The sequence below is a fragment of the Sphaerospermopsis torques-reginae ITEP-024 genome (assembly GCF_019598945.1).
Lineage (GTDB): Bacteria > Cyanobacteriota > Cyanobacteriia > Cyanobacteriales > Nostocaceae > Sphaerospermopsis.
This window is the reverse complement of sequence record NZ_CP080598.1, coordinates 4,319,186-4,345,136: the sequence shown is the minus strand read 5'-3', so window position 1 is coordinate 4,345,136 and position 25,951 is coordinate 4,319,186. Positions and strand designations below refer to the sequence as shown.

The window sequence follows — 25,951 nt, the reverse complement described above, 5'->3', positions numbered from 1 at the left end:
GTCGTCTTTAGACGACTTTTATTATTATCTCGCATAATTGCTTTTACTTTCAACAATAGCTAAACCCCATTCTAATTTATTTAAGTATTTGGCATTAATACTAACAAGCTCTTGATCAATAGGTGATTTGGGAGCATTGGGTTTTCCATAATCTTGAAAATTTGTAGTGATAAAGCAAATATTGTTCTGAAAATTTTTATTTCTCAATTGCTTACCGATATCTAAAAAAGCCGCAAATATCTGACAGTCTTTAGCTGAATTTTTACCTTTTTGAGCAGGAGCGTCACATTTATTAATTCTCTTCATTGCTTCTACATAATGAGAATCATCTATTGCTATTTTCTCACATTTATCTAGGAGACTTTTGGAAAGATTTCCTAGATGTTCAGGGAGATTTAGAGTTTTTATGATTTGCCCAAAATCATGATTAAAATCAAAAATAATATTTGCAGCATTAACCATTTTCTCTCTTGTTAGTTCTGCTTTTTTGATTTCTTCTGTAAGTTCATTTTTGACAGGTTCTATATTTTCTTTCCATTCCGTATAGACAATTTCATTTGTCACTAACCACAGATTACGATTATTTGCTTGTGCTTTACGAATTAATTTTAAAGATGCTGATATTTCGTTAGTAGATATATTATCTCTGAATGGAGAACGGATGATATCTAAAATTATGCAAGTGTCTAAAAATAAAACTGGTGCAGGTGCAGAAATAATAACTTCACTTAGCTCTGTTGAACTAATAAACATTCATCATTGTCCTTTTGTATAGTTCAATAAAGCATCTGCAAATTCGTATTCTGTGACTAATTTATCTACTGCTTCTTTTGACCATCCTTTTTCAATTAAGGAGACACTCAATAAATTAGGATCTAATTTTACACCTTTAGCATTCACTTTTAGGATGAAGTCAAACCATCTTTTTCTATCTAAAGGATGGGAGGTAAAGGTAAATTTATTTGCATAAGTAGCAAATTGATTTAATAATGCTGCTGCATCATTACCGATCAGATTTTCAATAAATTCTTGATCGTTTGTTAATTCTGCTGTTACAGAAGTATTTTTAATTGCAGGTTGTACAATTGTTTCAAAGAAGTTTACTAAAATTTGGTTGTATTCATCAATAGATAATTGACCTTTGGCTGTTGGTACAATATTAGATACAAACCAAGTATTTGCATCTTTTTGGAAAAGTATTAAACCAGCAGCTTCTAAACCATCTCCTGTGGTATGTTCAAAATAATAGGCTTTTTCTTCTAAGAGAACTGCGTTTTTTTCGCGTTCGTAAGCTCTTGACCAATTATTTGTACAATTATCGGTTAAATGTTTGATTAATTGGTCAATATTATAGCTATTTAGGTATATATATAAATCTCGAAACTTTTTCATAGTGATTGTAATAAGGAACAATTACTAAAAATAGAATAGCATATTTTTTATTCAGTTAGCTTTCTAACCCGTCTGGGAATTAATTGCCAGTCTAATAGTCGAAGTCCGTTAAAACGGACTCAATGATTATTCTAGTCGTCTTGAGACGACTTTTGTTATTAGCGTCAGAATTAATTATGAGGCGGTTATTGATGCAAAATGTCAGTAGAATTGAAGCTGTTTGTCTGGCATTATATTCAACATTTCCCCAACTTTCAGGAAGAAGGTTAACCCAGGAAATAGGAACAGAAACTACATCTAGAGAGCTTTAACAAGTCTGTTAGGAACATCTTGTTTTAGTTCTACGCATTGTAATAAGGTGGCTATTTTCATGGTTTTAAGTCTGGATAGCCATTGATGTATGATAAACTTCTCCTTTATAGGGTTGCCAAATATAACCAGAACTAAATTCTTGGAAACCTGATAATGTTTCTAATCCCTGTGTCAGTTCTGTAGATAAAACTAATCCAGGAATAGATAAATTAGGTAAGTCTTCTATCAGTTCACTATAGGTTCTAAATTCATCAACTTCTACACCAACTAAAGCATAGCGGAATTTAATATGGGGGAACTTACTAAAAAAACTTAGATCACTGTAGAGCCGAAGACCTAATTCTGTCATTAGATTAGCACTCTCAGGATTATCTATGCCCACACAACTAATATTATCTGAACAAACCCGACACCACCAGTTATTTTCTATATCTTGAAAAATGTCTGCACTAACTTGGCATTTTTTTGACCCTATGAACTGCGTCTGCTGTATTTCAAAATGGAGAGCTAAAACCTCAGCACTCGTTTTATCACCACATTCTGCTGATAAACTAAATATCCAAGCCATATTTCTAGCCTCCTGTAGTTATAATTTTAATCAACTCTTTGCCAATATTTTTGGGTATTTGCTAAGGCTAATTCATATTTTTCTAATAACATTGTAACTCTTGGTAAAATACTAACGTGAGTTGGACTATCCTGAATAGCTTGTAAATCTCCAGTGATGTTACTGTCATCAATTTGCCATAAAGGATCTTTGCCAATTCCGCCAAATTTGGCTGGTTTGCGATTTGCTGGTAAACTTTCAATTGATAGAGAAACAGACATTCCTTTTGTATCTTTAATAGCAACAGCAACTATTTCTCCATAAGATTCACGATGTGACTCTATTAATAAATAGCCTTGCTGATCCAGATAACCTAAAGGCATTTGTTCAACATTTATATCAATGCCTATTCTAACTCCTAATAGTCTGGCAGAGCGACCGATTTTGGGCTGACCATTTTCATCCATCATACCTCTATAGTAGAGTTTTACCATTGTTTAATATTACAAAGAGTACACTTATGATGTTTTCTGTTGTTGTTGTTGACGGTTAGCTAGTGCTTCCCCTAGCAAAATCGCGGCCATTTGGCTTTTGGTTCTTTGTTCTTTTTTGGCAATTTCTTCTAATGCTTGCCATGTTTCATCAGGAATTATGGCGTTAAGTTTTTTACTCATTAACTGATTAGAGATATATAGGTTTTGATGTCATCATATTATGAGATATGATGATATGATGTGATGTTATAGTTTTAGTAATAAAAATTTACAAGGATGATTCGTTTAATGTTAAACCAATGGGCATCATCAAAATCACTTGCTGAAAACTTTTGCAACATACTCTTACGTAAAAGTGTATAATTCTCTGAGTTGGCTACCAATGCGAATATTCGTCAGGTGAAATTTACCGTAACCTGGTGAACTTACAATACGCTTCTCATATCCAAAAGCCTCGACAAGTGCATTCACCTGTACAGCTTTAGTTGGTTCTTCCTTGGTCATTATCCATAGTTTTTCTAGTATATCTTCCTCAGCATATAAATGCTTGTCACATCTAACTCGTATGAAATTGTCTTCTAATTCATCAAGATAGTTTGGGACATAGATTAATCCTGCTAAGTATTTTTTACTACTTAGCTCATATTCAATAGTTGATAAATATTTCGCCAAAGCAGGATGTAAAATTGTTTCATAGGACTTTGATAATGAGCCAATATAGGCTGTAATAGCAGTAGGCTCACAAAAGGTATGAGCAATAGACGATTCATTGAGAATATACATAGAGTTGAGTTTCTGAATAGTGATTGTTATTTTATAACCTCATGTATTGTACCAATAAGAGATATATAGGTTATGAACTCACTATATCATCAGATATGATGATGTGATGTTAGAGCTATAGAAATAAAAATTTACAACTAATACTGACGGTGTAAAGATGTATATTGTTACCCTGTCGTCTTTCAATTATCAGTATTTATCAATTATTTTTAACCACAAAATTAAGAGGTAAAGATCATCAATAAATCCTTACCCCTTAATATTATTAATTCATCCCCAAAACCTAAGCTCCTACAGCCTCCTTAGCTGCATATAAAACTTCAGCCGAAATATCTTTAACCCCGCGTTCACGGGCAAACTTTTCTGTATTTCGCTTCACTTTCCCCCGCACAAAACCAGGAATTTTATTCAATTCTGCTAAACCATCTTTTGTCCAATGCAAATCAGATTCCGCAGAAATTCCTTTAGTAATTACCTCTTTTGTATCGTGTCCACCAAAGATTTCTAACAGGTGATCTTCCATTCCTAAAGTGAAGGAATTATAGATTAAATCGGTGATTTGATTTGTACCTTCATAACCCATAAATGGTTTGTAACCAATGGGGAAATTTTGCACATGAATAGGTGCTGCAATGACTCCGCAGGGAATATCTAAACGTTTACCTACATGACGTTCCATCTGTGTACCGAAAATTGCTGCTGGTTCAACACGAGCGATCGCATCTCCAATTTCTCCATGATCTTCTGTAATTAAAACCTCATCGCAATATTCGCTTACCTGTTCTCTAAACCAGTCAGCATCATATTTACAATAAGTACCCGCCCAAACTACCTTAATTCCCATTTCTCTTGATAAAATTTTAGTAATAGCCGCAGCATGGGTACTATCACCAAAAACCACCGCTTTTTTACCTGTTAAATTTTGACAGTCAATAGAACGAGAAAACCAAGCAGCTTGGGAAACATATAAAGTTTGTTCGTTGATAAATTCCTCATAATCAACATTCGCACCTTGTTGATTAATTACTTGTTGAATTTTGCGGATACATCTAGCAGTTTCCACCACTCCCATCGGGGTAATATCTACAAAAGGTGTACCGAATTGTTCTTGTAAATAATTAGCAGTTAATAACCCCAATTCCCGATAAGGAACTAAATTAAACCACGCTTTTGGTAAATTTTTCAATTCATGAACAGAAGCACCTTCAGGAATCACAGCATTAACTTCAATTCCTAAATCTGCCATTAATTTTTTCAGTTCTGTGCAATCATGATTATTATGAAAACCCAAGGTAGAAATACCAATAATATTTACTGAAGGTTTTTCAGTTTTTGTAGTTGGTAATTCGTCTTTTTTCCGCGCTTTTTCTATGTAATATTTGACAATTTGATGTAAAGTTCTGTCTGCTGCTTGCAGTTCATTCACACGATAATGATTAACATCTGCTAACAACACATCACCTTTTGCATCCATTTGCGCCCGATCTACAAAGTTTTGTAAATCTTCTTGTAAAATACTTGATGTGCAAGTAGGAGTTAAAACAATTAAATCTGGGTGTTCTTCTGCATCCTTGCGGGTGATATTTTCTACTACCTTTTCTTGAGAACCACGCGCTAAAACATGACGATCTACAATACTCGCTGTAACTGGTGTAAAATCACGTTCTCTGGATAACATCGAACGCATGACGTTAAAATAGTCATCTCCTAAAGGAGCGTGCATAATAGCGTGAACATTTTTAAAGGAACTAGCAACCCGTAAAGTACCAATGTGAGCAGGTCCAGCATACATCCAGTAAGCTAATTTCATTCGGTCTTCTCCTGTGATAGTTTTAATAACTATGAGTTTTCGCCTATTAAATTGGATTGTCGCAAAAGTTTTGGCTATCAACAAATAAGCTTTTTTAAGTAAGTGAAGTTAACTTCTCGGTGTTAGCAAATCTTAGCATTACTCAAAGGTAGTCATAGATAGGATTTTGGGGGTTAAGGGCTAAAATATTTCCATAGTTTAAGTAAATAAATCTTAATATTTTGATAAATATTTTGATAAATATTTCTATCAGTTTTTAGAGATATGTAAAGTATTTTTTTGTTATCATGTATTCATGGTGTAATTATCCAGTAAAAAATAATGGTTAAACGACCCTTTCCTTCTACTCTTATTTTTCCTTTAACTAACGGTGATAAACTTAATCGTTATGAATTTGAGCGTCGTTATGATAGTACAACTAATGTTAAAAAAGCTGAACTAATCGAAGGAATTGTTTATATTATGCCTGCTGCTTTACGTTTCCGAAGTCATGGTCAACCTCATGCTCGCATCTTAACATGGCTTGGCAATTATGAAGTTTTAACTCCTGGTGTAGAGTTAGCAGTTGAACCTACAGTACGTTTAGACTTCGATAACGAACCTCAACCGGATGCAGTTTTGATTATTACACCAGAAGCAGGTGGACAAACTAGAATTAGTGAAGATGATTATATTGAAGGTGCGCCAGAATTAGTAGTAGAAATTGCTGCTAGTAGTGCAGCTATTGATTTACATGGTAAAAAACAAGCGTATCGTCGTAATGGTGTGAAAGAGTATATTGTTTGGCAAGTTTTAGAACAAAAATTAACTTGGTTTTATTTAGAAAAAGGTGAATATTTAGAATTAGTTGCTGATGAAAATGGTATTTTAAAAAGTCGTTTATTTCCAGGTTTATGGTTAGCAGTAAATGAATTATTAACAGGTAAGATGTCTGATGTTTTGCAGGTTTTACAAGCTGGTTTACAGTCTAGAGAACACAAATAAATTTCGCAACTTTCCCAAGATTCAAAGGTCTAATTTGTTAGATCCTCAACTTTTTGAAGAAGTCAAGGATCTGAAAAAATTACTTAATTACTTGCGGAAAATTTCCACTTTTTCTAACACCACATCTTGATTAGGGCGATCGCGTGTTGTACGTACATCAGCAATTTTATTCACTACATCCATACCAGTGACTACGTGACCAAAAACACTGTGTCTTTTGTCAAGATGAGGCGTTGGACCTTCTGTAATAAACCATTGAGAACCATTAGTTCCAGGTCCTGCATTAGCCATTGACAAAATACCTGGTTCATCGTGCTTCAATTCAGGATGAAACTCATCCTCAAATCTATATCCGGGTCCACCAGTACCCCAACGATGAGACATATCAGGATAACGACTTAAAGGATCACCGCATTGAATCATAAAACCGGGTATGACACGGTGAAAGCGAACGCCATCATAAGCGGGAGTACCAAGCATAGATGCACCGGTTTTAGGATCTTTCCAGTCAATGTTTCCGGTAGCTAAACCGACAAAATTTTTAACAGTATTGGGGGTTTTATCTTCTTCCAATTTAACCACAATTTCACCCAAGGAAGTAGTTAAGCGGGCGTGAAGTTGTCCATCACCGGGAACGTTAATTTCTGGAAAGTTCATTAATTAAATAACCTCTTTTCAAAACTGCGCGTGTTTTATATATACTAGGCTAATTAATACTCACATTGCAAGTTTACAGATAAAAAAAATTTCTCTAGCGATTTGTCTATTAGACATCGACCGAATTTAAATATGTGTAGTCTTAAACCCTTGTAGGGATAATTCATGAATTGTCCCTACATTCATTTTCATCAAATGTCTATTGAGGCAGAACTTCATATATTTTATTACCTGTCAGAGACAGGTAACGACAAAAACGAGAAAATAGATCGATATGAAATGATTTATTCACCTAAATTAATCGCTGGATTTCTCTGAAAAAATCCCCTGGGCATCAGTTTAAAACTTACTTGATGTCGTGGCATTACAGGCCAATCTTCTGGACGAGGAACATGAGTTATACCCATTGTGTACCACACAATAATATCTTCATTTTCTAAAGATTCATTATCAGCAATATATTGCGGTAAACCTTCTCCAAGTGATGTTTGATTTGGATAATCACCACCTGCATACATTTCACCGGATTTATATTTTGTCACCCAAAAATGATGAGTTGCAAAACCGGCTTTTTCTATGATCTTTGCACCTTCTACTGCATACAAAATTGTATTTCCTCCAGGTATTAATATATATGCAGGTGCAACCCCTAAATGATTCTTTTTATCTGCACTGGTAATCATCCATTCTCGACTGTGTTTAATATCTGCATCACGGACTGCTTCTTTTTCCGTTTTCAATAATGTATCTTCAACTGTGATGGCATTTCCTACAGGATTTTTTTCACTGATGGGTAAATTATTAACGTTCATTTCCATAACATTATTATTTTGTCCATCAACATCTAAATCTAAGCGATAATTAAAAAAGTGCTGATGATTGACACCAAAGATATTTTTAGCTAATAATCTTCCCAAAGAATTGCTAGATTGTTTTTCGTCTGGTGTGCCTTGAGCTAACACAATTCCCGATAATTCATTTTCTATTTCTAAAGTTCCATCTTGATGAAATATCCAATTTAAAGTATAATCATAGTTGTCAACTGTTGTAATCATTTTCATCACTAATTCACGATTACGACGAAAATAATTTTTTTGAGTGTTAAAATCAAAATGTTTCCAAAGTACGCCGTTATCTCTCTCATAAATTCCTATGACTCCAGGCATAGTATAAGGTTCACCCTCACCATTAGCAAAGGTGGCATTTAATAATACTCCATTCTCAGGAATTTCTTGACCTAATTTTAGTTGATTTGCTAATAAACCAATATTGTATTCTCCCACATCAAAGGCGTTACGAAATGACCAATTTTGATTAGGATCACCATAAGGAACTGCCATTTCTGAAAGACTTCCACGATATAAAACAGGTCTGATTTTTTCGCCATCGTTATATTTAACCAGATACAAAACCAACCCTTCACGGGGGTGCATTAAATAACGAAATTGCCAACCTTGCCAAGTAATTTCATTACCTTGAATTTTGAAGGTTGTACCTTCTGGTTGAATGATTTTTAAAGGTTTAGGTGGTGGTGTTAATTTATTGAAAGTTTTAATATCATAGTCCCAATTTTCTTGGGAAATAGGAACTACACCATGATCAACAAAACTAGCAACTTCTTCTTTATTTAAATCAACAGTGACTAAAACTCCTTCGATGGGACGAGAATAATAATTCCAATGTTTACCTTGATAATAGGATAAGGCACGACAAATTCGATTACCATTTTTTGCTTCTTCTTGACTTAGTATTCCTGCTCCCCAACAACTTATTTGTACTTGATTAAAATCTTTAATTCCTCGTTTTCTCATTGCTTGTTGCCAGAGTGGATCAGATTTAACAATTTCTCTGGCTATTTCATAATCTGCGGGTAAAATAGCAGGTTGAACATAAGGTATTTCTTGCCAGTTATTTAAGGTTTTGGTTGTTAAGTCAACTGTTGCTGTAAAAGTTTTATTGTGTTCCCGTTCATAAACTTGCAAAAAAACACGGCGAGGAAATTTTTGATCATGTTGAAAATTCAAAACTTGTTTTTTATCTGGTTCTTGTAATGTAATCATGGTAAAAAATGCTGTTTCGCTTAATCGTTTTTCCTGCTTTAATACTTCTACTGCGGTGGTAATTTCTGTTTCTGTTAAGGGGTTTAGGGGATGGGTAATAAATGATTTTTGATTTAATTCTTGAGCAAATGTAATATGAGAAAATAACAAATTGGTCAAAATTAAGATGCTGAGGGCGATCGCCAATTTTAAAATCTTTTGGTAGTAGGTATAATTGGTTTCTGTAAATAGCCGAAAATGATGGAGATTGAAAAACATACTGTTTGATAACTAAGTAGAGTTAGTGAATATCTATTGATTTCAAAACTCTTACTGAAAAACAGTGTAATTAATATTAAAAAGCAATAAAAAAATCATAAATAGTAAGGGTTTAACATTGCTAAACCCCTACAGAAATATATCACCTGTCACCTGTCATATTATGCAGAAACTAATCTCCGCAAAGATTCAGCACGACGTTTAGCTATGGCGTTATTGGGTGCAATTTTTAGTGCGGTTTCATACATTTCCAACGCCTGAGCAGTTAATTTTTTCTTTTCGTAAGCGTGTCCAAGATTATTTAAGGCTGTTACATAATCAGGTTTCAATTTCAGAGCTTCTTTATACTGCCGAATTGCTAAGTCATATTGTTCTTGGGAAAAATAAACATATCCCAAACCATTGTAAACTGGGGCTATATCTTCTTCTCCCTCTTCTTCGGCGGCTTTGATAGCTTTTTGAAATAGGGGTATAGCCTGGGTAAAAACTTTTTTTTCAGAATAAATACTGGCTAATTCGTAATATTCTTGAGCAGTACCTTTTTCTTTTGTCAACTTGCTTTTTAACCGGGAAAGTGAACTTTCTAGTTTGCGAGTTTTTAAAATCTGACGAAAAACAGTCACACCCGCAAATAGGAGCAACCCGACGAAGACTGAAAGATAAACTATTGCTAAATTTTTATCCATTGGCTACAAATACAAATATTAAATGTGATTCTTGTATCTATGATCAATTTTATGGTAAAGTGGGAAAATAAATAAATTAAGAATTAACAATAAAAATTTCTCCCTTATCAATTATCAATTATCAATTATCAATTATCAATTATCAATTATTCTAGTCCCCAATAGTTTGTGCGTTGTTTGAGCCAACCTGTGGTTGTGTAACGAGCGATCGCTTCATTTACTCCTCGCCTTAATTGATCATACTGCAATCCTTTGGGCATGACTACAGATAATGGTTCTGTTGATAGTTTGGTGGGCAATATTTGATATTGGGGATATTCTTGCACCCAACCGCTTAAAACGCTGACATCAGCCCCAAAAGCATCCACTTTACCGCTTTCTATCTGCTCTCTTCCCTGAGCGTAGGAATTAACACCGACTAATTCAGCATTAGGTATAAAGTATTTTATGTATGAGATAGTGCTGGAGTGATTGAGAACACCAATTTTACGTTTTCCTAAATCTTGCAGTTTCTTGATAGCGGTATTTTTTGTAACTATTGCTGCCCCATCATAATAGTAAGGAACACTGAAGCTAACTATGCGGGAGCGTGATTCAGTGGCGGTAACTCTGGCGATCGCCATATCCACTTGATGATTAAAAACAGCAGGTAAGCGATCGCTATTAGCTACAGGTTGCAACTTCACCGCATCCTGTTTACCTAACAAATCACTAGCCAAACGCTTGGCTAAATCAATCTCTAACCCTTGTAAATTGCCGTTTTCATCTCTAAATCCCAAAGGACGGATGTTATCCTTAACCGCCACAGTTAAATAGCCTCGTTGCTGAATTTCTGCCATAGTCGCCGCAGAAGCAACCAAATCTATCTCCCCATAGAACAGGCAACAAACGATAATCAAGGTAGCGGATAATACCAGATGTAACCGATTCATAATTGACCTTCGTTTTCCTACGAGACGCTGCGTCTAAGCGATACGCTCCCATTAAAAATTCAAACTGTCAAATTCAAAATTTGAATTTTTAATTTTTAATTTTTAATTTTTAATTTTCCGAAGGAGCTATCTGTTACATCCGTTATTCATCCGTTGCCACCTTTATCCTTTGACAGAGTTTGCCAGTTCAGCCACTTTAGCGAAGCTTGCAGGATCAAGAACTGCCAACTGTGCCAACATTTTACGGTTTAGATCAACATTAGCTTTTTTCAGATTGCCAATTAATTGGCTATAGCTCAAACCATGTTGTCTAGAAGCCGCGTTAATACGGGTGATCCACAGACGACGAAAATCGCGCTTTTTCTTTTTGCGATCGCGGTACGCACTGCGAAGCGCCTTCATCACCTGTTGGTTAGCGGTTCTAAACAGAGTAGAGTGAGAACCACGAAAACCCTTAGCTAATTTGAGAATTTTATTGCGGCGTTTACGAGCTACATTACCGCGTTTTACACGAGTCATTTTTTACAGTACCTGAAGGATTTACAAATATGGAAGCATTAAACGCACGTTTTCTTCGTCGCGTTCATGGACAACTGCCATTTTAGACAAATTGTTCTTTTTGCTAGAGGACTTATGCTCTAACAAGTGATTTTTGAAAGGTTTACGACGCACGATTTTACCGCTGCCAGTGGCGCGGAATCTTTTCGCTGCTGCCTTGCGAGTCTTGAGTTTAGGCATGGGATGGCTTTGAATCGACACAATCCCTCATTATATACTAAGAGGAATCAGATTAACCAACATTTTCCAATAATTACAGCAGCTATCAGTTATCAGAGGGAACAGGGAATAGGTAAAGAAATTTCTCCCCATCTCCCCATCTCTGCTGTCACCTGTCACCTGTCACCTATCATCTGTCAATCTGTCACCTGTCACCTCAAAGTAGCTGCCACCTTGGGATCTAAAACAATGCGTGAACCTGTACGATCTACATGATAAGTCCAAAATTGATTGTTCACTTTGAGAACCACTTCCCAACCCTCAATAGGATCATATTGCTGAGTACAGATTTCACCAAAATTAAACACACAGGAATTACTAAAAGTTTTTTGCACAGTACGGGTAATTGTGATACCTGTAGTTTGTAAACGAGAACGTTGATAAGCATCATTCAAAACTTTCTCGGCAATTTTTTCTGGTAATTTATAACCCTCATTAGCTTTAATTTTCGGATCAATTACAACTTGCGAACCAGACTTATTTACATGATAAATCCAAGATTGCTCTTTTACCTTCACCACTACAACCCAACCTTCTACAGGTTGATAAATTTCAGCACAAACTTCACCAAAATTGAACACACAGGAATTACTAAATATTTTAGATGTGGAACTAGAAATTCTCAGAGCATTTCTTTTTACACCAGAACGATTAGCAACATCATTTAAAACCTTACTAGCAATATTTCTTGGCAATTGAGAAGCATTAAAAAAATTAATATTTGGCTCAATCACAATTTGCGAAGCTTGACTAACATGATAAGTCCAAGATTGCTCTTTTACCTTCACAACTACAACCCAGCCCTGAATTGGTTTATATTCTTTAGTGCAACCCTTTTTAAACTCAAAAATACAACGGTTACTAAAAGTAGTCTGAGTCACCTGAGAAATTTTCAAATCAGATACTTGTACCCTAGAACGCACAGAAGCATCTCTTAACACCGCCTCAGAAATATTTCTAGGTAAAGTATTTTGGGCTATTTGTGTTTGTTGGGTTCTGGGAATAGCCAATACTGTATTATTATTACTGATATGGATTCCACCAATCAGCAAACCTGTTAAAGCCAAAGTACAAACAATTGATTTCGATAAGTTACCGTTATTTTTCATCTGTGATAACATAATTTTTTCCGCCTAATCTGTACAACATAGATAAACTTATATACTGTTTTTGCCCGTAATTTGTTCCCTATGAACTGACGCAAGATTTGAATAAAAACCTGATTCTTGGGTAGGGGTAATTCATGAATTACCCCTACTTTCGTTCTGTTTTGTGCAAATGCTGTATCACTTGGAAACTACAGCTAAATTCATCACATTTTCGGAAAACTGACGTTTTAAAGCAGCAAATACCGGACAAGGAGGAGAAGCTTGTAAATTATTCGGTTTACTCCATGTAAAGGGTGCTTGTTGAGCCGCAGACATCCATAATAACTTTTTAGCCCTAGTCATAGCAACATAAAGTAAACGATATTCTTCAGCCATTTTCAGATATTTTGCATCTTCCCAAGCTTGGCTAATATTGGGTATATTTTCTCCTTTTTGATGGAGTGCTGCACGAATTTGGGCGCGTGCTACTTCTGATAATGTAAAATCACCTAAAAATTGACTTTGGGGAGGAACCCAAAAACTTCCAGGAATTAAATTTTCATGTAAAAAAGGCAAAAATACATAATCCCAGTCTAGCCCTTTGGCTTTGTGCATGGTGATAATTGTTAGTTGTCCTTTTTTGGTATATTGTTCTTCTAAATTGTCTGTATCTACTGGTTCAAATCGTTCAGAATTGACAATTTCACTTAAAGCAGAAAGCATTGTAACCATTGAATTATTACCGAACATTTGCAGGTTGACTCTTTCTGCAAGTTTGTCTGCTGTGGCTAATTCTGCTTGATCATATTTTAATGTTAAAGCTAAAAAAGAAATGATTTGATAAAGTGGTAATTCTAAACGAGCGCGAAGCAAACTTCGACATAAATGAGCAGCTTTTTGTACTGTTTCTGTTTGGGGAGTTGCTAATGGTCCAGGATATAAAAATTCTTCTGGTAAAATAGCAAGGGTGTTAATATCTTGGGTGGGAATTAATTGACGTTGTACTAAAACCTCTAAGGTAGCTTTTAAATAATCAGGAGAATGGGGGCGATCGCAAAATTGTAATAATGATAAAATCTCTTGAGTTACATGAGAACGTCTTTCTTGTTCTCCCACATCATGAAGTTTAATTTTATGTTCTTTAAATATCGGTTCTAAGGCTTCTGCTAACCATCTACCTTGGCGATTTTCTCTTACTAATACAGCAGCACTGGCTTGGGAATTTTCCTTAAATAATTCTACAAATCTCTGAGAAATTAACTCAACTGTCTGATAAATGTCACGCGGACTATATAATTCTAAGCCTTTTCCCACTGGTGCGGGATTAGCATCTGGTTGAGGATCATCAACATTAACCGCCTCAATTTTTTGATCTAAAAATGGCGTTTGTCTGTTTTTATTTGTTGCTAACCAATGACTATTTACCCATTCCAAAGCAAAGTTAGCAGCATCAATAATAATTCTACTACTACGCCCTGCTTGATTCATTGTTGCTAATCTTTGATTTACATGACAATTTTCACAAAATTCACGAAAATAAATCGGATCAGCAGGGGTGAAAGTTGAGTTAATCGCTTGGTTAGGATCACCAACTCTAACTAAATTCAATTTCGATTTATTTACATTATTTTCATCTCCATTTTCATTTTCCTCACTTGCTAATATTTCTAAAAGTTGTGTTTGTAGTTGACTAGAATCTTGGGCTTCATCTTCAAAAACTGCGAAAATTTTATTTTTTTCAACCTGTAAGGCGCTCTTATTTTGTAATACCTGTAATGCTCCTAAAATCATATCATCATAGTCAATGAAATCCTGTAATTTCATGATTTTTTGATATTGTTCATACAATCCCGCCGCAATGCGTAAAATTTGATAGGGATCTTGACTTTTTTCACTCCATAAATAAAGTTTTTCCGGTAATATTCCCGAACTTTTAGCTTCATGAATCACGGTATAAGCCAAATCTGGTAATACTTCCGTTCTCAGCACTGACTGACGACGCAATTTTTCTGTTTCTTCTCCGTCAAATTGCTGACCTTCTAACAAGCGGCGATATAGTGCAGGATGGTTATTTATCCATTGTTCTACCGCTATTCTAATGAAGCGATGACTTTGATTAGGAGTAATTAATTTGACTTCATCTAAATGTAACCCTGATAAATCAGGATGACGACTGGCAATATTTAAGGCTAAACCGTGTAAGGTATAAACAACAAAACCTGTTTGCGGTAAGGATAATTCTTTTAACTTGTCGCGGATTTTTAATTTTAGGTTCGCAGCAGCAGAACGGGTAAAAGTAACAACTACCAACTGACGGCGATAATTTTTACCAGTATTGACAGAATCCTCATATTGACGAGCTATAGCAATTGCAGCAGCAGCAGCCATACCCGTAGATTTACCAGCACCCGGAACAGCAGATACAGCCAATGGTCCTGTTTCCCAGTCTGCCATTTGTGTTTGTCCAGGTCGCAAACTTTCACGAATTTTGTTAATATTTTCTCTTAATTTGCTGACAGCTAATTCATAGTTCATAATTCATAATTGGTAATAGTTGATATTTGATAGTTGATATTTGATAGGGAATCATACAACTGATTAACCATTCACCAATTATCAATTATCAATTATCAATTATCAATTTTTACTCATCAATTTGCCAAGCATCTTTGGTAAATTCTTCATCGAGAACTTTCTTAGGACGTAAAATGATAATAACTTTACCTAACAAGGTATTTTCTGGTGCAGTTTCAAACCATTGAAAATCAACTTCTCCAGAATTATCAAAGGCAAAGTAACTAGAAGCATCCCAATCTCTTTGATTGCGATCTATCACAACTAAAACAGGTTCTATTTTCGTTTGATTTGGGTTGGGGAAAATATCGCTACTAGCAATAATTACTACTGGATCTTCCGCAGATCGTAACACTTGCCAACCTGGTAAAGCTACCCAAGCTTGTTCTCCAGCGAATTTGACAATTTTAAATGGTTCAATTTCTGTAATTATGGGTACAGCTTTTACAGTTTGAGGTGTTAATGGTAATTCACCAACTACGGGTACAAGGCGGGGTAGTTCTTCATCTGACTCCAGCCGAAAAAAGGGTAGAATGGGGGCGGGACGTTGGGGAACTACGGTAAAATCAGTTAATAATTGTTCGATTTGTTTCCTAGCTGTGGGAGAGTGAACAAAACGCAAACCCTTAGCAATTAAGCGCGATCGCTCTTGTAAATCCGAGTTCTGCCTGGCTAATTTCCAAGCTTGATAAGCTACTGCATCCCCTGGATCGTTGGTAAAACCTTGTGGTGGGGTAGAAAAACGAGAAAAATCTTTAATTGCTTTAGCAACTTCCCGCGCTTCGTCTACATCCAGTTTATGTAAAAAAATCAAATCAGCCGCTGCTGCTCTGTCCTCTTGAGTCAGTAAACGCAGTTCATAAAGAATATCACTAGCTCTTGTACCGTAGTATGCCCGTGTTGCTTCCGATGCACCAAACTTTTCTAAAGAACTGTAAACTTGAGCGCCAACAATCACCTGATTTTGTTGGATTGGCTCAAATCCAGTGGCTTCAAAGATTTCTTGGGGATTGTAACCGTTTTTTTGGAGATAGGCGATCGCTACTCCCCATTCCACCCAGTTACCTTGTTTTTGTCTCAGTTTGACTAATAATTCTTGTGCTGTATCATTAGCAGCATTCCCGGTATCTTGTGTGTTCGATGGTAATTCAGTCATAATCCTAAGTATCAAAAGTGCAAACTTCAATTTAAGATGGTGATTAGTAATTAAGCTCTTAATTATCCCTTAAATTTGCGAATTTTAGATTATGGATTTTGGATTTTAAATTGAGGTTGTTCGTTTCACAGCTTGGTTGATGTTGAATTGCTAAAAATCAGGATTTTCAACTCTGCTGTGTATGGAATATCACAAAATTGTGAAGAACATATAAAGAAATTTATTGATAACACAAATCTCGAAATTGAGCAAGTGCGCTCTCAATTCAGTAGTCGTGAACGTACCCATTACCCATTACCCATTACCAATTACCAATTACCAATTACCCATTACCAACCTAAAATAAATCCAAAATCCAAAATCCAAAATCTAAAATCGGATGACCAACTATCAACCACCCTTCAGCAACAAAATTCGTAACATTTTTGACCGGATAGCCCCGGTGTATGACCAATTAAACGATTGGTTAAGTTTAGGACAACACCGGATCTGGAAAGAAATGACCGTTAAATGGAGTGGAGCAAAACCCGGAGATACCTGTTTAGATTTATGCTGTGGTAGTGGTGATTTAACCTTTAGATTGGCGCGACGCGCAGGAATGACGGGAAAAGTTTATGGTGTAGACTTTTCCTGTAACTTACTCGCAACTGCCAAAGAACGCTGTCAGAGATATTACCCCCAACCTCCGATCACTTGGATAGAAGCTGATGTTCTTAATTTACCCTTTGACGACCATCAATTTGATGCCATCACAATGGGCTATGGTTTAAGAAACGTGAAAGATATTCCCCGCAGTCTCCAAGAAATATATCGCGTTCTCAAACCCGGTGGTAAAGCAGCAATTTTAGATTTTCATCGCCCTAGTAACGAAACATTCCGCGCTTTTCAGCAGTGGTATTTAGATAACCTCGTCGTTCCCCTGGCAACTAATTTAGGTGTTAAAGAAGAATACGCTTATATTAGTCCCAGTTTAGACCGTTTCCCCATCGGTAAAGAGCAAGTAGCGATAGCACAAAAAGTAGGTTTTGTCAACGCCACACATTACCCCATTTCTAACGGTATGATGGGAGTGTTGGTAATTGATAATTGATAATTGATAATTGATAATTTGTAATTACTAACTAATTTTCAGTTGCTAGTTGGGAGTCAGGAAACAGTGAGCAGTGAACAGTCAACCTCGATAACTGTCACCTGTCACCTGTCACCTGTCACCTGTCACCTGTCCTCTTTCCCTAATCCAAAATCCTGTGGATTGGTCACATCTTTGGCTTTATGTATCACCCCCAATTCTGGGTGGAATTATCGGCTATTTCACCAATGATATAGCCATCAAAATGCTGTTTCGCCCCTATCGAGCTATTTATATTCTGGGGCGCAGAGTGCCTTTTACTCCTGGGTTGATTCCCCGCAATCAGGAGCGGTTGGCAAAAAATATTTCTAATACCATTATGGGATCGCTGTTAACGCCAGATGAATTGCAAAAGCTGGCGAAGCGTCTCTTACAAACAGAACGGGTACAAGGGGCAATCCTCTGGTTATTGAAGTTGGCGATTGAACAAATCCAAGGTGATAAAAACCAGAAAAGTGCCAAAATTGTGGCGGGAATTTTACGGGATTTGCTGGGAGAGTCTTTACCCCGTCTCCTGAAGGTTTTGGCCAGACAGGAAAATTTTTTAGAAGCGCAAATCAACCAAATTTTTGATCAAATATTACTGGAATTTCAACTCACTGAAGAACAATCTACACGGTTAGCTGATTGGTTGTTGCAAGTTGTTTTACCACCGGATGTTTTAAGACAGGCAATAGTTGATTTTTTAACAGATAGGACTATTCAAACTATTGATGATAGCTTTCGTGAAAAAACCAGCGGTACTTATTGGGTAGTTGCTAATTTATTTGGTTTACGTAATACTCTGACTCGGTTAAGAACTTTTTGTTTAGATGAAAAAGAGGCTACAAATAAACGATTAGAAGAATTAATCCAAGATTTGCAAATGCGCGATCGCCTCAAAAAATTATTACAAGATTTATCTTTACAAAACTTACCCGTTGGTACAGTTCGCCAACTCAGAAAAACCACTAGGGAAAGTGTACGCCATTACTTACAAAAGAGTGGTAGCAATTTGTTACAGGAATTAACTGAATCAGCGGACTGGGAAAATATTGCTGTCTTGCTGTTAAATCGTTTGCGAAATTCACCAGTGGTTAATACTTCTTTAGAAGTAGTGTCTCAAGAGTTAGCTTTAATTTTAGAAAAGTATTTAGAAAAAGATTTAGAAGCAATTGTCGCCCAGGTAATTCCCATTTTATCTATAGATCAAGTGATTGTTGACAGAGTAAAATCAACTTCACCTGCTGATTTAGAAGCAGCAATTGAAGGAATTGTCAAGAATGAATTACAGGCAATTGTGACTTTAGGCGGTATTTTAGGTTTTGTTGTCGGGTTATTTCAGGTAGGATTTTTAATTTTCAGTCGATATTAGGGACTGGGAACTGGGGACTGGGGACTGGGGAAGAAAATTTTAGATTTTAGATTTTAGATTTTAGATTGGAATGAACAAAATCCAAAATCCAAAATTGAATCACCAATTACCAATTACCAATCACCACGAACAACTATATCTATTGTGAAAAAATTTTGATTGGGGGATCTAGAAACCCCCGTACTCAACATAAGCTGTTGGTGTATTTTATCGCTTTATAGCGAGAGTACATGAAATTGACTCAAGAAGTGCTATAAAGCCGATATTCGTCCTGACGGACACAAGATATCAGGGAAATAATCAAAGGATAACCAAACCAAAAGGCAATTTAGCCGAATTTGCTATAAATTGCCAATCTGGATGTAGTAGTGCTGATTTACTTGTTGGTAAACCAGCGGTAATGAAATTTCATCCAGTTCGTTATCTTCAGAGTTTCGCTGAGTTCTTTATTAAGTTGTTAACCGATGAAGGGGATCTATTTTTAGACCCCTTCGCTTTTTCCCAAAGAACGGGTTTTGTTGATATTACTCAACAACACCACAGAGGATCTTTGGAAATCAATGAAGCTGATTGATAAGGAGAAGTTGCTTATGACTTGGCTCAGAGTCAATATTTGATAAGTCGTGGTTTTTCTCTTGTCTTGAATACAGATGATTTTGCTGCACTAGAGACTTTAGAGTTTAGACTGCTCAATAAAGATTCAGATTTCGCCATCTACTTGCATTTTATGCACTTGATCAGCCAATTCTTGACGACCTTGATCGTCTAGCTTATCAATTGCCAACATCCCCATGAGAATAACCTCTTTTAAGGTCAAACGAGTAGAATGTGCCTGTTTTTGCACAGTCTCTTTAATGATTGGACTTACGCCAATTGCGGTACTAGCTCTAGCCACGGAAATAAAAGGAAACATTAATGACTTCGCATAAATCTTAGCACTTTAAACGACGTTATTGTATATAGAATAAAATTTAACAATATTTTTTTAATATTTTGTAATTTGTGATTTTTTATACTTATATATTGTAAACTACATTCTCATGGGGGATCTTGATACCGCGTAAGGAAAGTAGAATTTTCCTGAATTCAGCCCAATAGGGTTGTCATAAGGAAAAGCAGTGAGTCCTTACAAGGAAAGAAAAAACGATGAAGGCTATGAGGCAGATGACTGGTGATTGGTGATTGGTGATTGGTGATTGGTGATTGGTGACAGTAAGAAGAGAATAGTAAGAGTCAATCAATTGTTGATTTTATGTAGCTGGAATTTGTTGTAAAACTTGGTTTAATTTACCACTGCGATAACCTTCTAAATCTAAGGTGACGTAAATAAATCCTAGATTTTGAAATGTGCTGACAAGGGTAGGTAAATCTGTTTTTAAGACAAAATCTGCTATTTTTTCTGGTGGTAGTTCAATTCTGGCTGTGTCTCCTTCGGAACGTACCCGCAGGTTATCCCATCCTAAATTTCTGAGATAAATTTCTGCTCTACCAACTCGCTGTAATTTGGCGATGGTAATTTCTTCACCGTAGGGAAAGCGAGAGCTTAAACATGGTTGGGCAGGTTTATCCCACCAAGGTAAACTCAGTTGTTGGGAAAGTTGACGCACTTCGGCTTTGGTGACACCTATTTCTGCTAGGGGCGATCGCGCACCTCGTTCTTTTGCGGCTTGGATTCCAGGACGATAATCATGTAAATCATCGGCGTTGACTCCATCTACCACATAAGGATATCCTAACTCTAAAGCTAGGGGCTTGAGTGTGTCGTGCAATTCACTTTTGCAAAAATAGCAGCGGTTAACTGGGTTTGATGTGTAGTTGGGATTTTCCATTTCGTGGGTATGAACGATTTTATGCGCTATCCCAATAGTTGCTGCTTGTGCTGTTGCGTCTGCTAATTCTTCTGGTAGTAGGGAAGGAGAAACCGCTGTTACAGCTAAAGCGCGATCGCCTAATACATCATAAGCAATTTTCGCAACTAATGTACTATCAACTCCCCCAGAATAGGCTATTAATGCCTGTTCCATTTCCGCAAATAAGGCTTTTAACTGTTCTAGTTTTTCTGCTATTGTCATTTGGTTAAAATCCTATAACACCTGATCAATCCTATTATAGAAATAATGTCTGAATCAGGATTTACAGGATTTACAGATTTGCTGGATGGGATTTCCCAGATTTTAGGGTTTTTAACAATATTTCCAGTCAGAGACTGGAAGGAATAAAAGGAATAAATTGGTATATGCTTGTATAGAACTCAACGTATCTACCAAAACTCACCCATGTCTCAGATATGTTGTCTAAATCCAGATTGCCATAATCCTCCAGTTCCCAACACAACCAAATTTTGTCCTAACTGTGGTGTTCCTTTAATCATCCTGAGAAACCATTATCATCCCATTAAACCCTTGGGTGGTGGGGGTTTTGGGAAAACTTATCTAGCAGAAGATATTGACAAATTAAACGAAAAGTGCGTAATTAAGCAATTTGCACCCCAAACCCAAAATACCTACGCATTAAATAAAGCTAAGGAACTATTTGCAGAAGAAGCAAGGCGACTCAAAGACCTCAAACATCCCCAAATTCCTCAACTACAAGCATATTTTGATGAAAATGACTGTCTGTATTTAATTCAAGAATTTATTGATGGAGAGAATTTATTAATTGAGTTAGCAAACAAAGGAAATTTTAACGATAGAAAAATTCGCGAATTATTACTTGATCTATTACCAGTTCTCAAAATTGTTCATAGTCAAAATATCATTCATCGAGATATTAAACCAGAAAATATTATGCGTCGTCAGAGTGACGGTAAATTATTCTTGATTGATTTTGGTGCATCTAAACAACTCCAGGGAACAATGCGTCCAGGTACGGTAATTGGGAGTTTTGGTTATGCGTCTTTGGAACAAATGGAAGATAGACAAGTTTATCCTGCTAGTGATTTATTTAGTTTAGGTGCAAGTTGTTTTCATTTAATGAGTGGGATTCATCCTTGGAATTTATGGAAAACCCAAGGTTATAGTTGGGTGAAAGAATGGCCTAAGCATTTACAGCAATCTGTTAGTTTGGAGTTAGGGCAAATTCTAGATAAGTTATTACAACTAGAATATCAAGATCGTTATCAATCAGCTGACTCAGTTTTACTCGCTTTACAAAAACCACAAGTACCTTCTAGAGTACCTCCGCAAAACTCACAAACTCTACAAAACTCACAAACTCCCAAACCGAAACTGATACCACAATTACTAATTCTTTTAGGTGTGCTTTTAGGATCTGGTTGGCTGGGATATTGGTTGAAAATCCAACGAGAACCACTATCGACAATTACCCCATCAACTCCATCTGCAACCCCACAACCAACAACATCTCTATATGAGTCTCTCCCAGCGCCAGAGTGAGTATGATAATTTAATAAAAAATAATAATTGAAAACATTTATTTACAAGGATTCCATGAATACAAAATTACATATTTAATAAAAATTCATTTTGGTTTTATTGAATCCCTTTTTAAATAATGGATACAAGTGGGTATTAGTATTAAGTTTTCATATCTAGTCTATGAGAGCCAAATATAAAAATCAAATTTACATAATCATTTTAGGAGTCTATTATGTTCAAGAAAATGCTACAGCCCTTAATTTTTCTCTGTTGTTTTGGGATGATACAGGTAGGTCTTTAGATGCTAATATTTCTAAACCAAATTTTGGGACTTTGCGTTTAGAATTGCGTCCTAGTAATAAGTTTCCTGGTTATCGCTCTCTTTATATTCTCAATGATGGTCGGGTGAATGTGTTTTAATCTCTGAAAATTTACATTTCAGCATTGAGAAACTAGGCGAATTATATTCGCTTTTTTTATCTACATTTTGATAAAAAAATCTACATTTAAATACATAAATTTAGAAAAATTTACTTGGTCAACTCTTTACAAATATGCGTAAGTGTAGTTATTATATTTTTGTTGTCTGATAGCGAAGCGTGGCGTTAGCCATATCAGGATATCCAGGATGAAAGGATTGACAGGATGTAATTGTTTAATTTATGGTTTGATTTTCTGTCTTTTTGTCTGAATCAGGATATCCAGGATGAAAGGATGTACAGGATGTAATTTTTTGTTTATAAAAAAAGGATAAATATAGATTAAATAATGATATAATATCTTTAAATCTTGATGCTATGATGTAAACAGAAAATTCAACAATAACATCTTGAAAATCCTATAATCCTGGACATCCTGATTCAGACAAATAATGAAAATTCAACAATAACATCCTGAAAATCCTATAATCCTGGACATCGTGATTCAGACAAATAATGAAAATTCAACAATAACATCTTGAAAATCCTATAATCCTGGACATCCTGATTCAGACAAAAAATACCCAACTAAAATATATTATAAAATAATCTCAATCACCGATGACTAATAACCAAAATATTAAACGTTTACCTCATCAACGTTGGCAAATTGCTCCAGCAAATATAGAATTAGCTACAAAAGTAGCTAGTTTCACTAATATTTCCCCCATTATCAGTCAGTTGGTGATTAATCGGGGAATGGAAACACCAGAAGCAGCAGAAAAATTTATCAATCCTGAAAGTTTAAATTTACCTTCTCCTTTGGAAGATTTTCCCGATTTAGCGGTAAGTGTAGAATTATTAGAAAGTGCTATTAAAAATCAAGAAAAAATTGCTATCTGTGGTGACTATGACGCAGATGGGATGACTAGCACTGCTTTATTATTGCGAAGTCTCCGTGCTTTGGGTGCAAATGTTGATTATGCTATCCCTAGTCGGATGCACGAAGGTTATGGAATTAATAAACGCATTGTGGAAGAATTCAAGAGTGAAGGTGTAGGTTTAATTCTCACGGTAGATAATGGTATTGCAGCTTTTGAACCTATTGCTAGAGCGAGAGAATTAGGTTTAAAAGTTATTATCACAGATCATCATGATATTCCCAAAGAATTACCACCAGCTAATGCTATTCTCAACCCGAAATTAATAGATGAATCTTCTCCTTATCGGGGTGTTGCTGGTGTGGGTGTGGCTTATATTTTAGCTGTTTCTTTAGCTCAACAAATGGGAGAATTGAAAGGTTTAGTTCACCCCATGTTAGCTTTATTTACTTTGGGAACTATTGCTGATTTAGCTCCTTTAACTGGTGTAAATCGTCGTTGGGTAAAACGGGGTTTAAAGTTATTACCTAAGTCTACTTTACCAGGTGTACAAGCTTTAATTCAAGTTGCTGGAGTTCAACCCAGTGAAGGAGAAATAGAAAGTAATTCACAATCTGATCTAAAATCCAAAACCCAAAATCCAAAATCCTTAAAACCTGATGATATTGGTTTTCGTTTGGGACCAAGAATTAATGCTATTGGGAGAATTGGCAACCCGCAAACTGTGATAGAATTGTTAACTACTGATGATATGGGAATAGCTCTAGAAAGAGCGATGCAGTGTGAACAAATTAATTCTGAACGTCAAAAAATGTGTGAGGAAATTGAACAGGAAGCAATATCATTAGTGGAAGATTTGTATGTAGAAGATTTACCTAAAAACCGGGTTTTAGTAGTTATTAAAGAAAATTGGCATCATGGTGTAATTGGTATTGTTGCTTCTCGTTTGGTTGAGCGTTATGGCGTTCCGGTTTTTATTGGTACTTTTGAAGGTGAGGGTGTAATTCGTGGTTCTGCAAGGGGAATACCTGAATTTCATGTATTTAAGGCTTTAGAATACAGTGATGATTTATTAAGTAAATATGGAGGACATAAAGCCGCAGGGGGTTTTTCTTTACCATCTGATAATTTAGAAAGTTTTAGATTACGTTTATCTGATTTTGCTAATCAATGTTTAGAAATTCAACATCTGAAACCTTTACTAAAAATTGATGCTCAAGCAAATTTTAATCAAATCAATAGAGATTTATTTCAACAGTTAAATATTCTTCATCCTTGCGGAATTGAAAATCCTAGTCCTCTATTTTGGACTCCTAATGTTCAAGTTATTCAACAACAAATAGTTGGCAAAGGTCATATTAAATTAGTTTTGGGGCAAGTTATAGATAATCAAAGATATGAAATTCCAGCTATAGCTTGGCGGTGGGGTGATTATTTTCCTTTACCATCTAGAATTGATGTTGCTTACAAATTGGGTGAAAATAATTATAATGGTAATAATAATTTGCAATTAGAATTAGTGGGGGTAAAAATTCCGCAGCAGGTGGAAAATTTATTTACTGCATCAAAAATTTCTCAAACGACAAAGTTTGAATATAAACAACGTCAATATATCTGTGGTATTTATCAAAATGGTAATGGTGCAGAGTTGAGAATTAAAAATAGTGAAGGTAAGGTATTAGTTATGCAGCCTGAGAATAAAATAGGTCTCTTAGGTTTAAGTCGTGAAGATGCTAAACAGGTTGATTTATCTTTACCCCAATATGATGGTATTATTCAAGCTGCGATTCAGGCTTTGATAGTGGTGAGTTAGTGCTGATAAAATAGGGGGTGTGAGTGAGTAATTTATCTGAGGAGGAGGTTTATGAAAAAATTGGCGAAATTGCCTCACAATTTACCAACTTGCAATGTGACAAATGCGCTCAAGCAGTTATGCTATGGTTAAAATTAAATCGCATTGAGGGAAAAATTATTCAAATAAGGACTAAAAGACGAAATGACTTTTTTATAATTAGTGAACGTTGCAGCCCTAATGAATCTATCACAGATAATGGTATTCATTATGGAGTTGAAGTTTTAGGATTAGTGTTTGACAATCTTTCCAGTCACGGATTACCTCGTGATTTGTGGATCAAAGATTTTTCTTGCAGAAGTGGTGGATTTTATATAGAAGAGTTAGAGGATGTTTTAAAAGTCGCTGATGGTGTATCAAATATTTATAGATCCCCCTAAATCCCCCTTGAAAAGGGGGACTTTGACTTTAGTTCCCCCCTTTTTAAGG

General features: G+C 35.7%; 27 protein-coding genes. 9 read left to right on the top strand and 18 right to left on the bottom strand.

Annotated elements, in window-relative coordinates; all coding sequences use genetic code 11:
- Positions 1 to 24 precede the first annotated feature (24 nt).
- Both K2F26_RS20270 and K2F26_RS20265 read right to left on the bottom strand, forming a co-directional pair.
- Complete coding sequence (locus K2F26_RS20270) at positions 25 to 753, bottom strand: PIN domain-containing protein (RefSeq protein ID WP_220609236.1); 729 nt, start codon at positions 751 to 753, stop codon at positions 25 to 27.
- A gap of 3 nt (positions 754 to 756) precedes the next feature.
- Positions 757 to 1,392, bottom strand: a complete 636-nt coding sequence (locus K2F26_RS20265) for a hypothetical protein (RefSeq protein WP_220609235.1) — start codon at positions 1,390 to 1,392, stop codon at positions 757 to 759.
- Between the two features lie 122 nt (positions 1,393 to 1,514).
- On the opposite strand from K2F26_RS20265, the gene K2F26_RS20260 reads away from it, so the two are divergent.
- Positions 1,515 to 1,703 (top strand): hypothetical protein, encoded by a 189-nt coding sequence (locus K2F26_RS20260; RefSeq protein WP_220609234.1) that lies wholly within the window; start codon positions 1,515 to 1,517, stop codon positions 1,701 to 1,703.
- A 65-nt stretch (positions 1,704 to 1,768) separates the two neighbouring features.
- Here K2F26_RS20260 and K2F26_RS20255 read toward each other — a convergent pair whose 3' ends face one another.
- From K2F26_RS20255 to bchB, 5 genes are all read right to left on the bottom strand, one after another.
- Complete coding sequence (locus tag K2F26_RS20255) at positions 1,769 to 2,272, bottom strand: hypothetical protein (protein WP_220609233.1); 504 nt, start codon at positions 2,270 to 2,272, stop codon at positions 1,769 to 1,771.
- 26 nt (positions 2,273 to 2,298) lie between these two features.
- Positions 2,299 to 2,745, bottom strand: coding sequence for a Tse2 family ADP-ribosyltransferase toxin (locus K2F26_RS20250; protein ID WP_220609232.1), 447 nt, complete (start codon positions 2,743 to 2,745; stop codon positions 2,299 to 2,301).
- A 24-nt stretch (positions 2,746 to 2,769) separates the two neighbouring features.
- Positions 2,770 to 2,925 (bottom strand): ribbon-helix-helix domain-containing protein, encoded by a 156-nt coding sequence (locus tag K2F26_RS20245; protein ID WP_220609231.1) that lies wholly within the window; start codon positions 2,923 to 2,925, stop codon positions 2,770 to 2,772.
- A 165-nt stretch (positions 2,926 to 3,090) separates the two neighbouring features.
- Positions 3,091 to 3,528 (bottom strand): hypothetical protein, encoded by a 438-nt coding sequence (locus K2F26_RS20240; protein ID WP_220609230.1) that lies wholly within the window; start codon positions 3,526 to 3,528, stop codon positions 3,091 to 3,093.
- Positions 3,529 to 3,811: 283 nt separating this feature from the next.
- Positions 3,812 to 5,338: a ferredoxin:protochlorophyllide reductase (ATP-dependent) subunit B gene (gene bchB, locus K2F26_RS20235; protein WP_220609229.1), complete on the bottom strand. Its 1,527-nt coding sequence runs from the start codon at positions 5,336 to 5,338 to the stop codon at positions 3,812 to 3,814.
- A 321-nt stretch (positions 5,339 to 5,659) separates the two neighbouring features.
- Between bchB and K2F26_RS20230 the strand changes: the two genes are divergently transcribed.
- A complete protein-coding gene (locus K2F26_RS20230; RefSeq protein ID WP_220609228.1) occupies positions 5,660 to 6,322 on the top strand; it encodes a Uma2 family endonuclease in 663 nt (220 codons plus the stop codon).
- Between the two features lie 87 nt (positions 6,323 to 6,409).
- Here the strand turns inward: K2F26_RS20230 and K2F26_RS20225 are convergent, their stop codons facing one another.
- The 9 genes from K2F26_RS20225 to K2F26_RS20185 all read right to left on the bottom strand — a co-directional run bounded on the left by K2F26_RS20225 (position 6,410) and on the right by K2F26_RS20185 (position 16,510).
- Positions 6,410 to 6,979 carry a peptidylprolyl isomerase gene (locus tag K2F26_RS20225; RefSeq protein WP_220609227.1) on the bottom strand — a complete coding sequence of 190 codons (570 nt, stop codon included), beginning with the start codon at positions 6,977 to 6,979 and terminating at the stop codon, positions 6,410 to 6,412.
- A gap of 284 nt (positions 6,980 to 7,263) precedes the next feature.
- Positions 7,264 to 9,297: a primary-amine oxidase gene (locus K2F26_RS20220; protein WP_220609226.1), complete on the bottom strand. Its 2,034-nt coding sequence runs from the start codon at positions 9,295 to 9,297 to the stop codon at positions 7,264 to 7,266.
- 161 nt (positions 9,298 to 9,458) lie between these two features.
- Positions 9,459 to 9,983, bottom strand: a complete 525-nt coding sequence (locus K2F26_RS20215) for a tetratricopeptide repeat protein (protein ID WP_220609225.1) — start codon at positions 9,981 to 9,983, stop codon at positions 9,459 to 9,461.
- Between the two features lie 146 nt (positions 9,984 to 10,129).
- Positions 10,130 to 10,915, bottom strand: a complete 786-nt coding sequence (locus tag K2F26_RS20210) for a transporter substrate-binding domain-containing protein (protein WP_220609224.1) — start codon at positions 10,913 to 10,915, stop codon at positions 10,130 to 10,132.
- Between the two features lie 162 nt (positions 10,916 to 11,077).
- Positions 11,078 to 11,434: a 50S ribosomal protein L20 gene (rplT, locus tag K2F26_RS20205; RefSeq protein ID WP_220609223.1), complete on the bottom strand. Its 357-nt coding sequence runs from the start codon at positions 11,432 to 11,434 to the stop codon at positions 11,078 to 11,080.
- Positions 11,435 to 11,455: 21 nt separating this feature from the next.
- Positions 11,456 to 11,653, bottom strand: a complete 198-nt coding sequence (gene rpmI / locus K2F26_RS20200; RefSeq protein ID WP_096567982.1) for a 50S ribosomal protein L35 — start codon at positions 11,651 to 11,653, stop codon at positions 11,456 to 11,458.
- A 191-nt stretch (positions 11,654 to 11,844) separates the two neighbouring features.
- The gene (locus tag K2F26_RS20195) at positions 11,845 to 12,813 is read right to left on the bottom strand and encodes a DUF8738 domain-containing protein (protein ID WP_220609222.1); all 969 of its coding nucleotides are present in this window, start codon (positions 12,811 to 12,813) and stop codon (positions 11,845 to 11,847) included.
- 165 nt (positions 12,814 to 12,978) lie between these two features.
- The gene (locus tag K2F26_RS20190; RefSeq protein ID WP_220609221.1) at positions 12,979 to 15,315 is read right to left on the bottom strand and encodes an ATP-dependent helicase; all 2,337 of its coding nucleotides are present in this window, start codon (positions 15,313 to 15,315) and stop codon (positions 12,979 to 12,981) included.
- A gap of 109 nt (positions 15,316 to 15,424) precedes the next feature.
- Positions 15,425 to 16,510, bottom strand: a complete 1,086-nt coding sequence (locus tag K2F26_RS20185) for a RuBisCO accumulation factor 1 (RefSeq protein WP_220609220.1) — start codon at positions 16,508 to 16,510, stop codon at positions 15,425 to 15,427.
- 379 nt (positions 16,511 to 16,889) lie between these two features.
- On the opposite strand from K2F26_RS20185, the gene ubiE reads away from it, so the two are divergent.
- The 3 genes from ubiE to K2F26_RS20170 all read left to right on the top strand — a co-directional run bounded on the left by ubiE (position 16,890) and on the right by K2F26_RS20170 (position 19,567).
- Positions 16,890 to 17,600: a bifunctional demethylmenaquinone methyltransferase/2-methoxy-6-polyprenyl-1,4-benzoquinol methylase UbiE gene (ubiE, locus tag K2F26_RS20180; protein ID WP_220609219.1), complete on the top strand. Its 711-nt coding sequence runs from the start codon at positions 16,890 to 16,892 to the stop codon at positions 17,598 to 17,600.
- 157 nt (positions 17,601 to 17,757) lie between these two features.
- Positions 17,758 to 18,993, top strand: a complete 1,236-nt coding sequence (locus tag K2F26_RS20175) for a DUF445 domain-containing protein (RefSeq protein WP_194053952.1) — start codon at positions 17,758 to 17,760, stop codon at positions 18,991 to 18,993.
- A 400-nt stretch (positions 18,994 to 19,393) separates the two neighbouring features.
- Positions 19,394 to 19,567 (top strand): hypothetical protein, encoded by a 174-nt coding sequence (locus tag K2F26_RS20170; protein ID WP_220609218.1) that lies wholly within the window; start codon positions 19,394 to 19,396, stop codon positions 19,565 to 19,567.
- A 126-nt stretch (positions 19,568 to 19,693) separates the two neighbouring features.
- Here the strand turns inward: K2F26_RS20170 and K2F26_RS20165 are convergent, their stop codons facing one another.
- On the bottom strand, positions 19,694 to 19,906 hold the full coding sequence (locus K2F26_RS20165) for a hypothetical protein (RefSeq protein WP_220609217.1): 213 nt from the start codon (positions 19,904 to 19,906) through the stop codon (positions 19,694 to 19,696).
- 337 nt (positions 19,907 to 20,243) lie between these two features.
- Positions 20,244 to 21,065 carry an ATP-dependent sacrificial sulfur transferase LarE gene (larE, locus tag K2F26_RS20160; RefSeq protein WP_220609216.1) on the bottom strand — a complete coding sequence of 274 codons (822 nt, stop codon included), beginning with the start codon at positions 21,063 to 21,065 and terminating at the stop codon, positions 20,244 to 20,246.
- Between the two features lie 204 nt (positions 21,066 to 21,269).
- Here larE and K2F26_RS20155 point away from each other — a divergent pair, with 204 nt between their 5' ends.
- From K2F26_RS20155 to K2F26_RS20140, 4 genes are all read left to right on the top strand, one after another.
- Entirely contained in the window at positions 21,270 to 22,388 is a 1,119-nt protein-coding gene (locus K2F26_RS20155) for a serine/threonine-protein kinase (RefSeq protein ID WP_220609215.1), read from the top strand.
- A 162-nt stretch (positions 22,389 to 22,550) separates the two neighbouring features.
- Complete coding sequence (locus tag K2F26_RS20150) at positions 22,551 to 22,790, top strand: hypothetical protein (RefSeq protein ID WP_246605632.1); 240 nt, start codon at positions 22,551 to 22,553, stop codon at positions 22,788 to 22,790.
- 620 nt (positions 22,791 to 23,410) lie between these two features.
- Positions 23,411 to 25,483, top strand: coding sequence for a single-stranded-DNA-specific exonuclease RecJ (gene recJ / locus K2F26_RS20145; RefSeq protein ID WP_220609214.1), 2,073 nt, complete (start codon positions 23,411 to 23,413; stop codon positions 25,481 to 25,483).
- Between the two features lie 23 nt (positions 25,484 to 25,506).
- Positions 25,507 to 25,902, top strand: coding sequence for a papain fold toxin domain-containing protein (locus tag K2F26_RS20140; protein ID WP_220609213.1), 396 nt, complete (start codon positions 25,507 to 25,509; stop codon positions 25,900 to 25,902).
- Positions 25,903 to 25,951 lie beyond the last annotated feature (49 nt).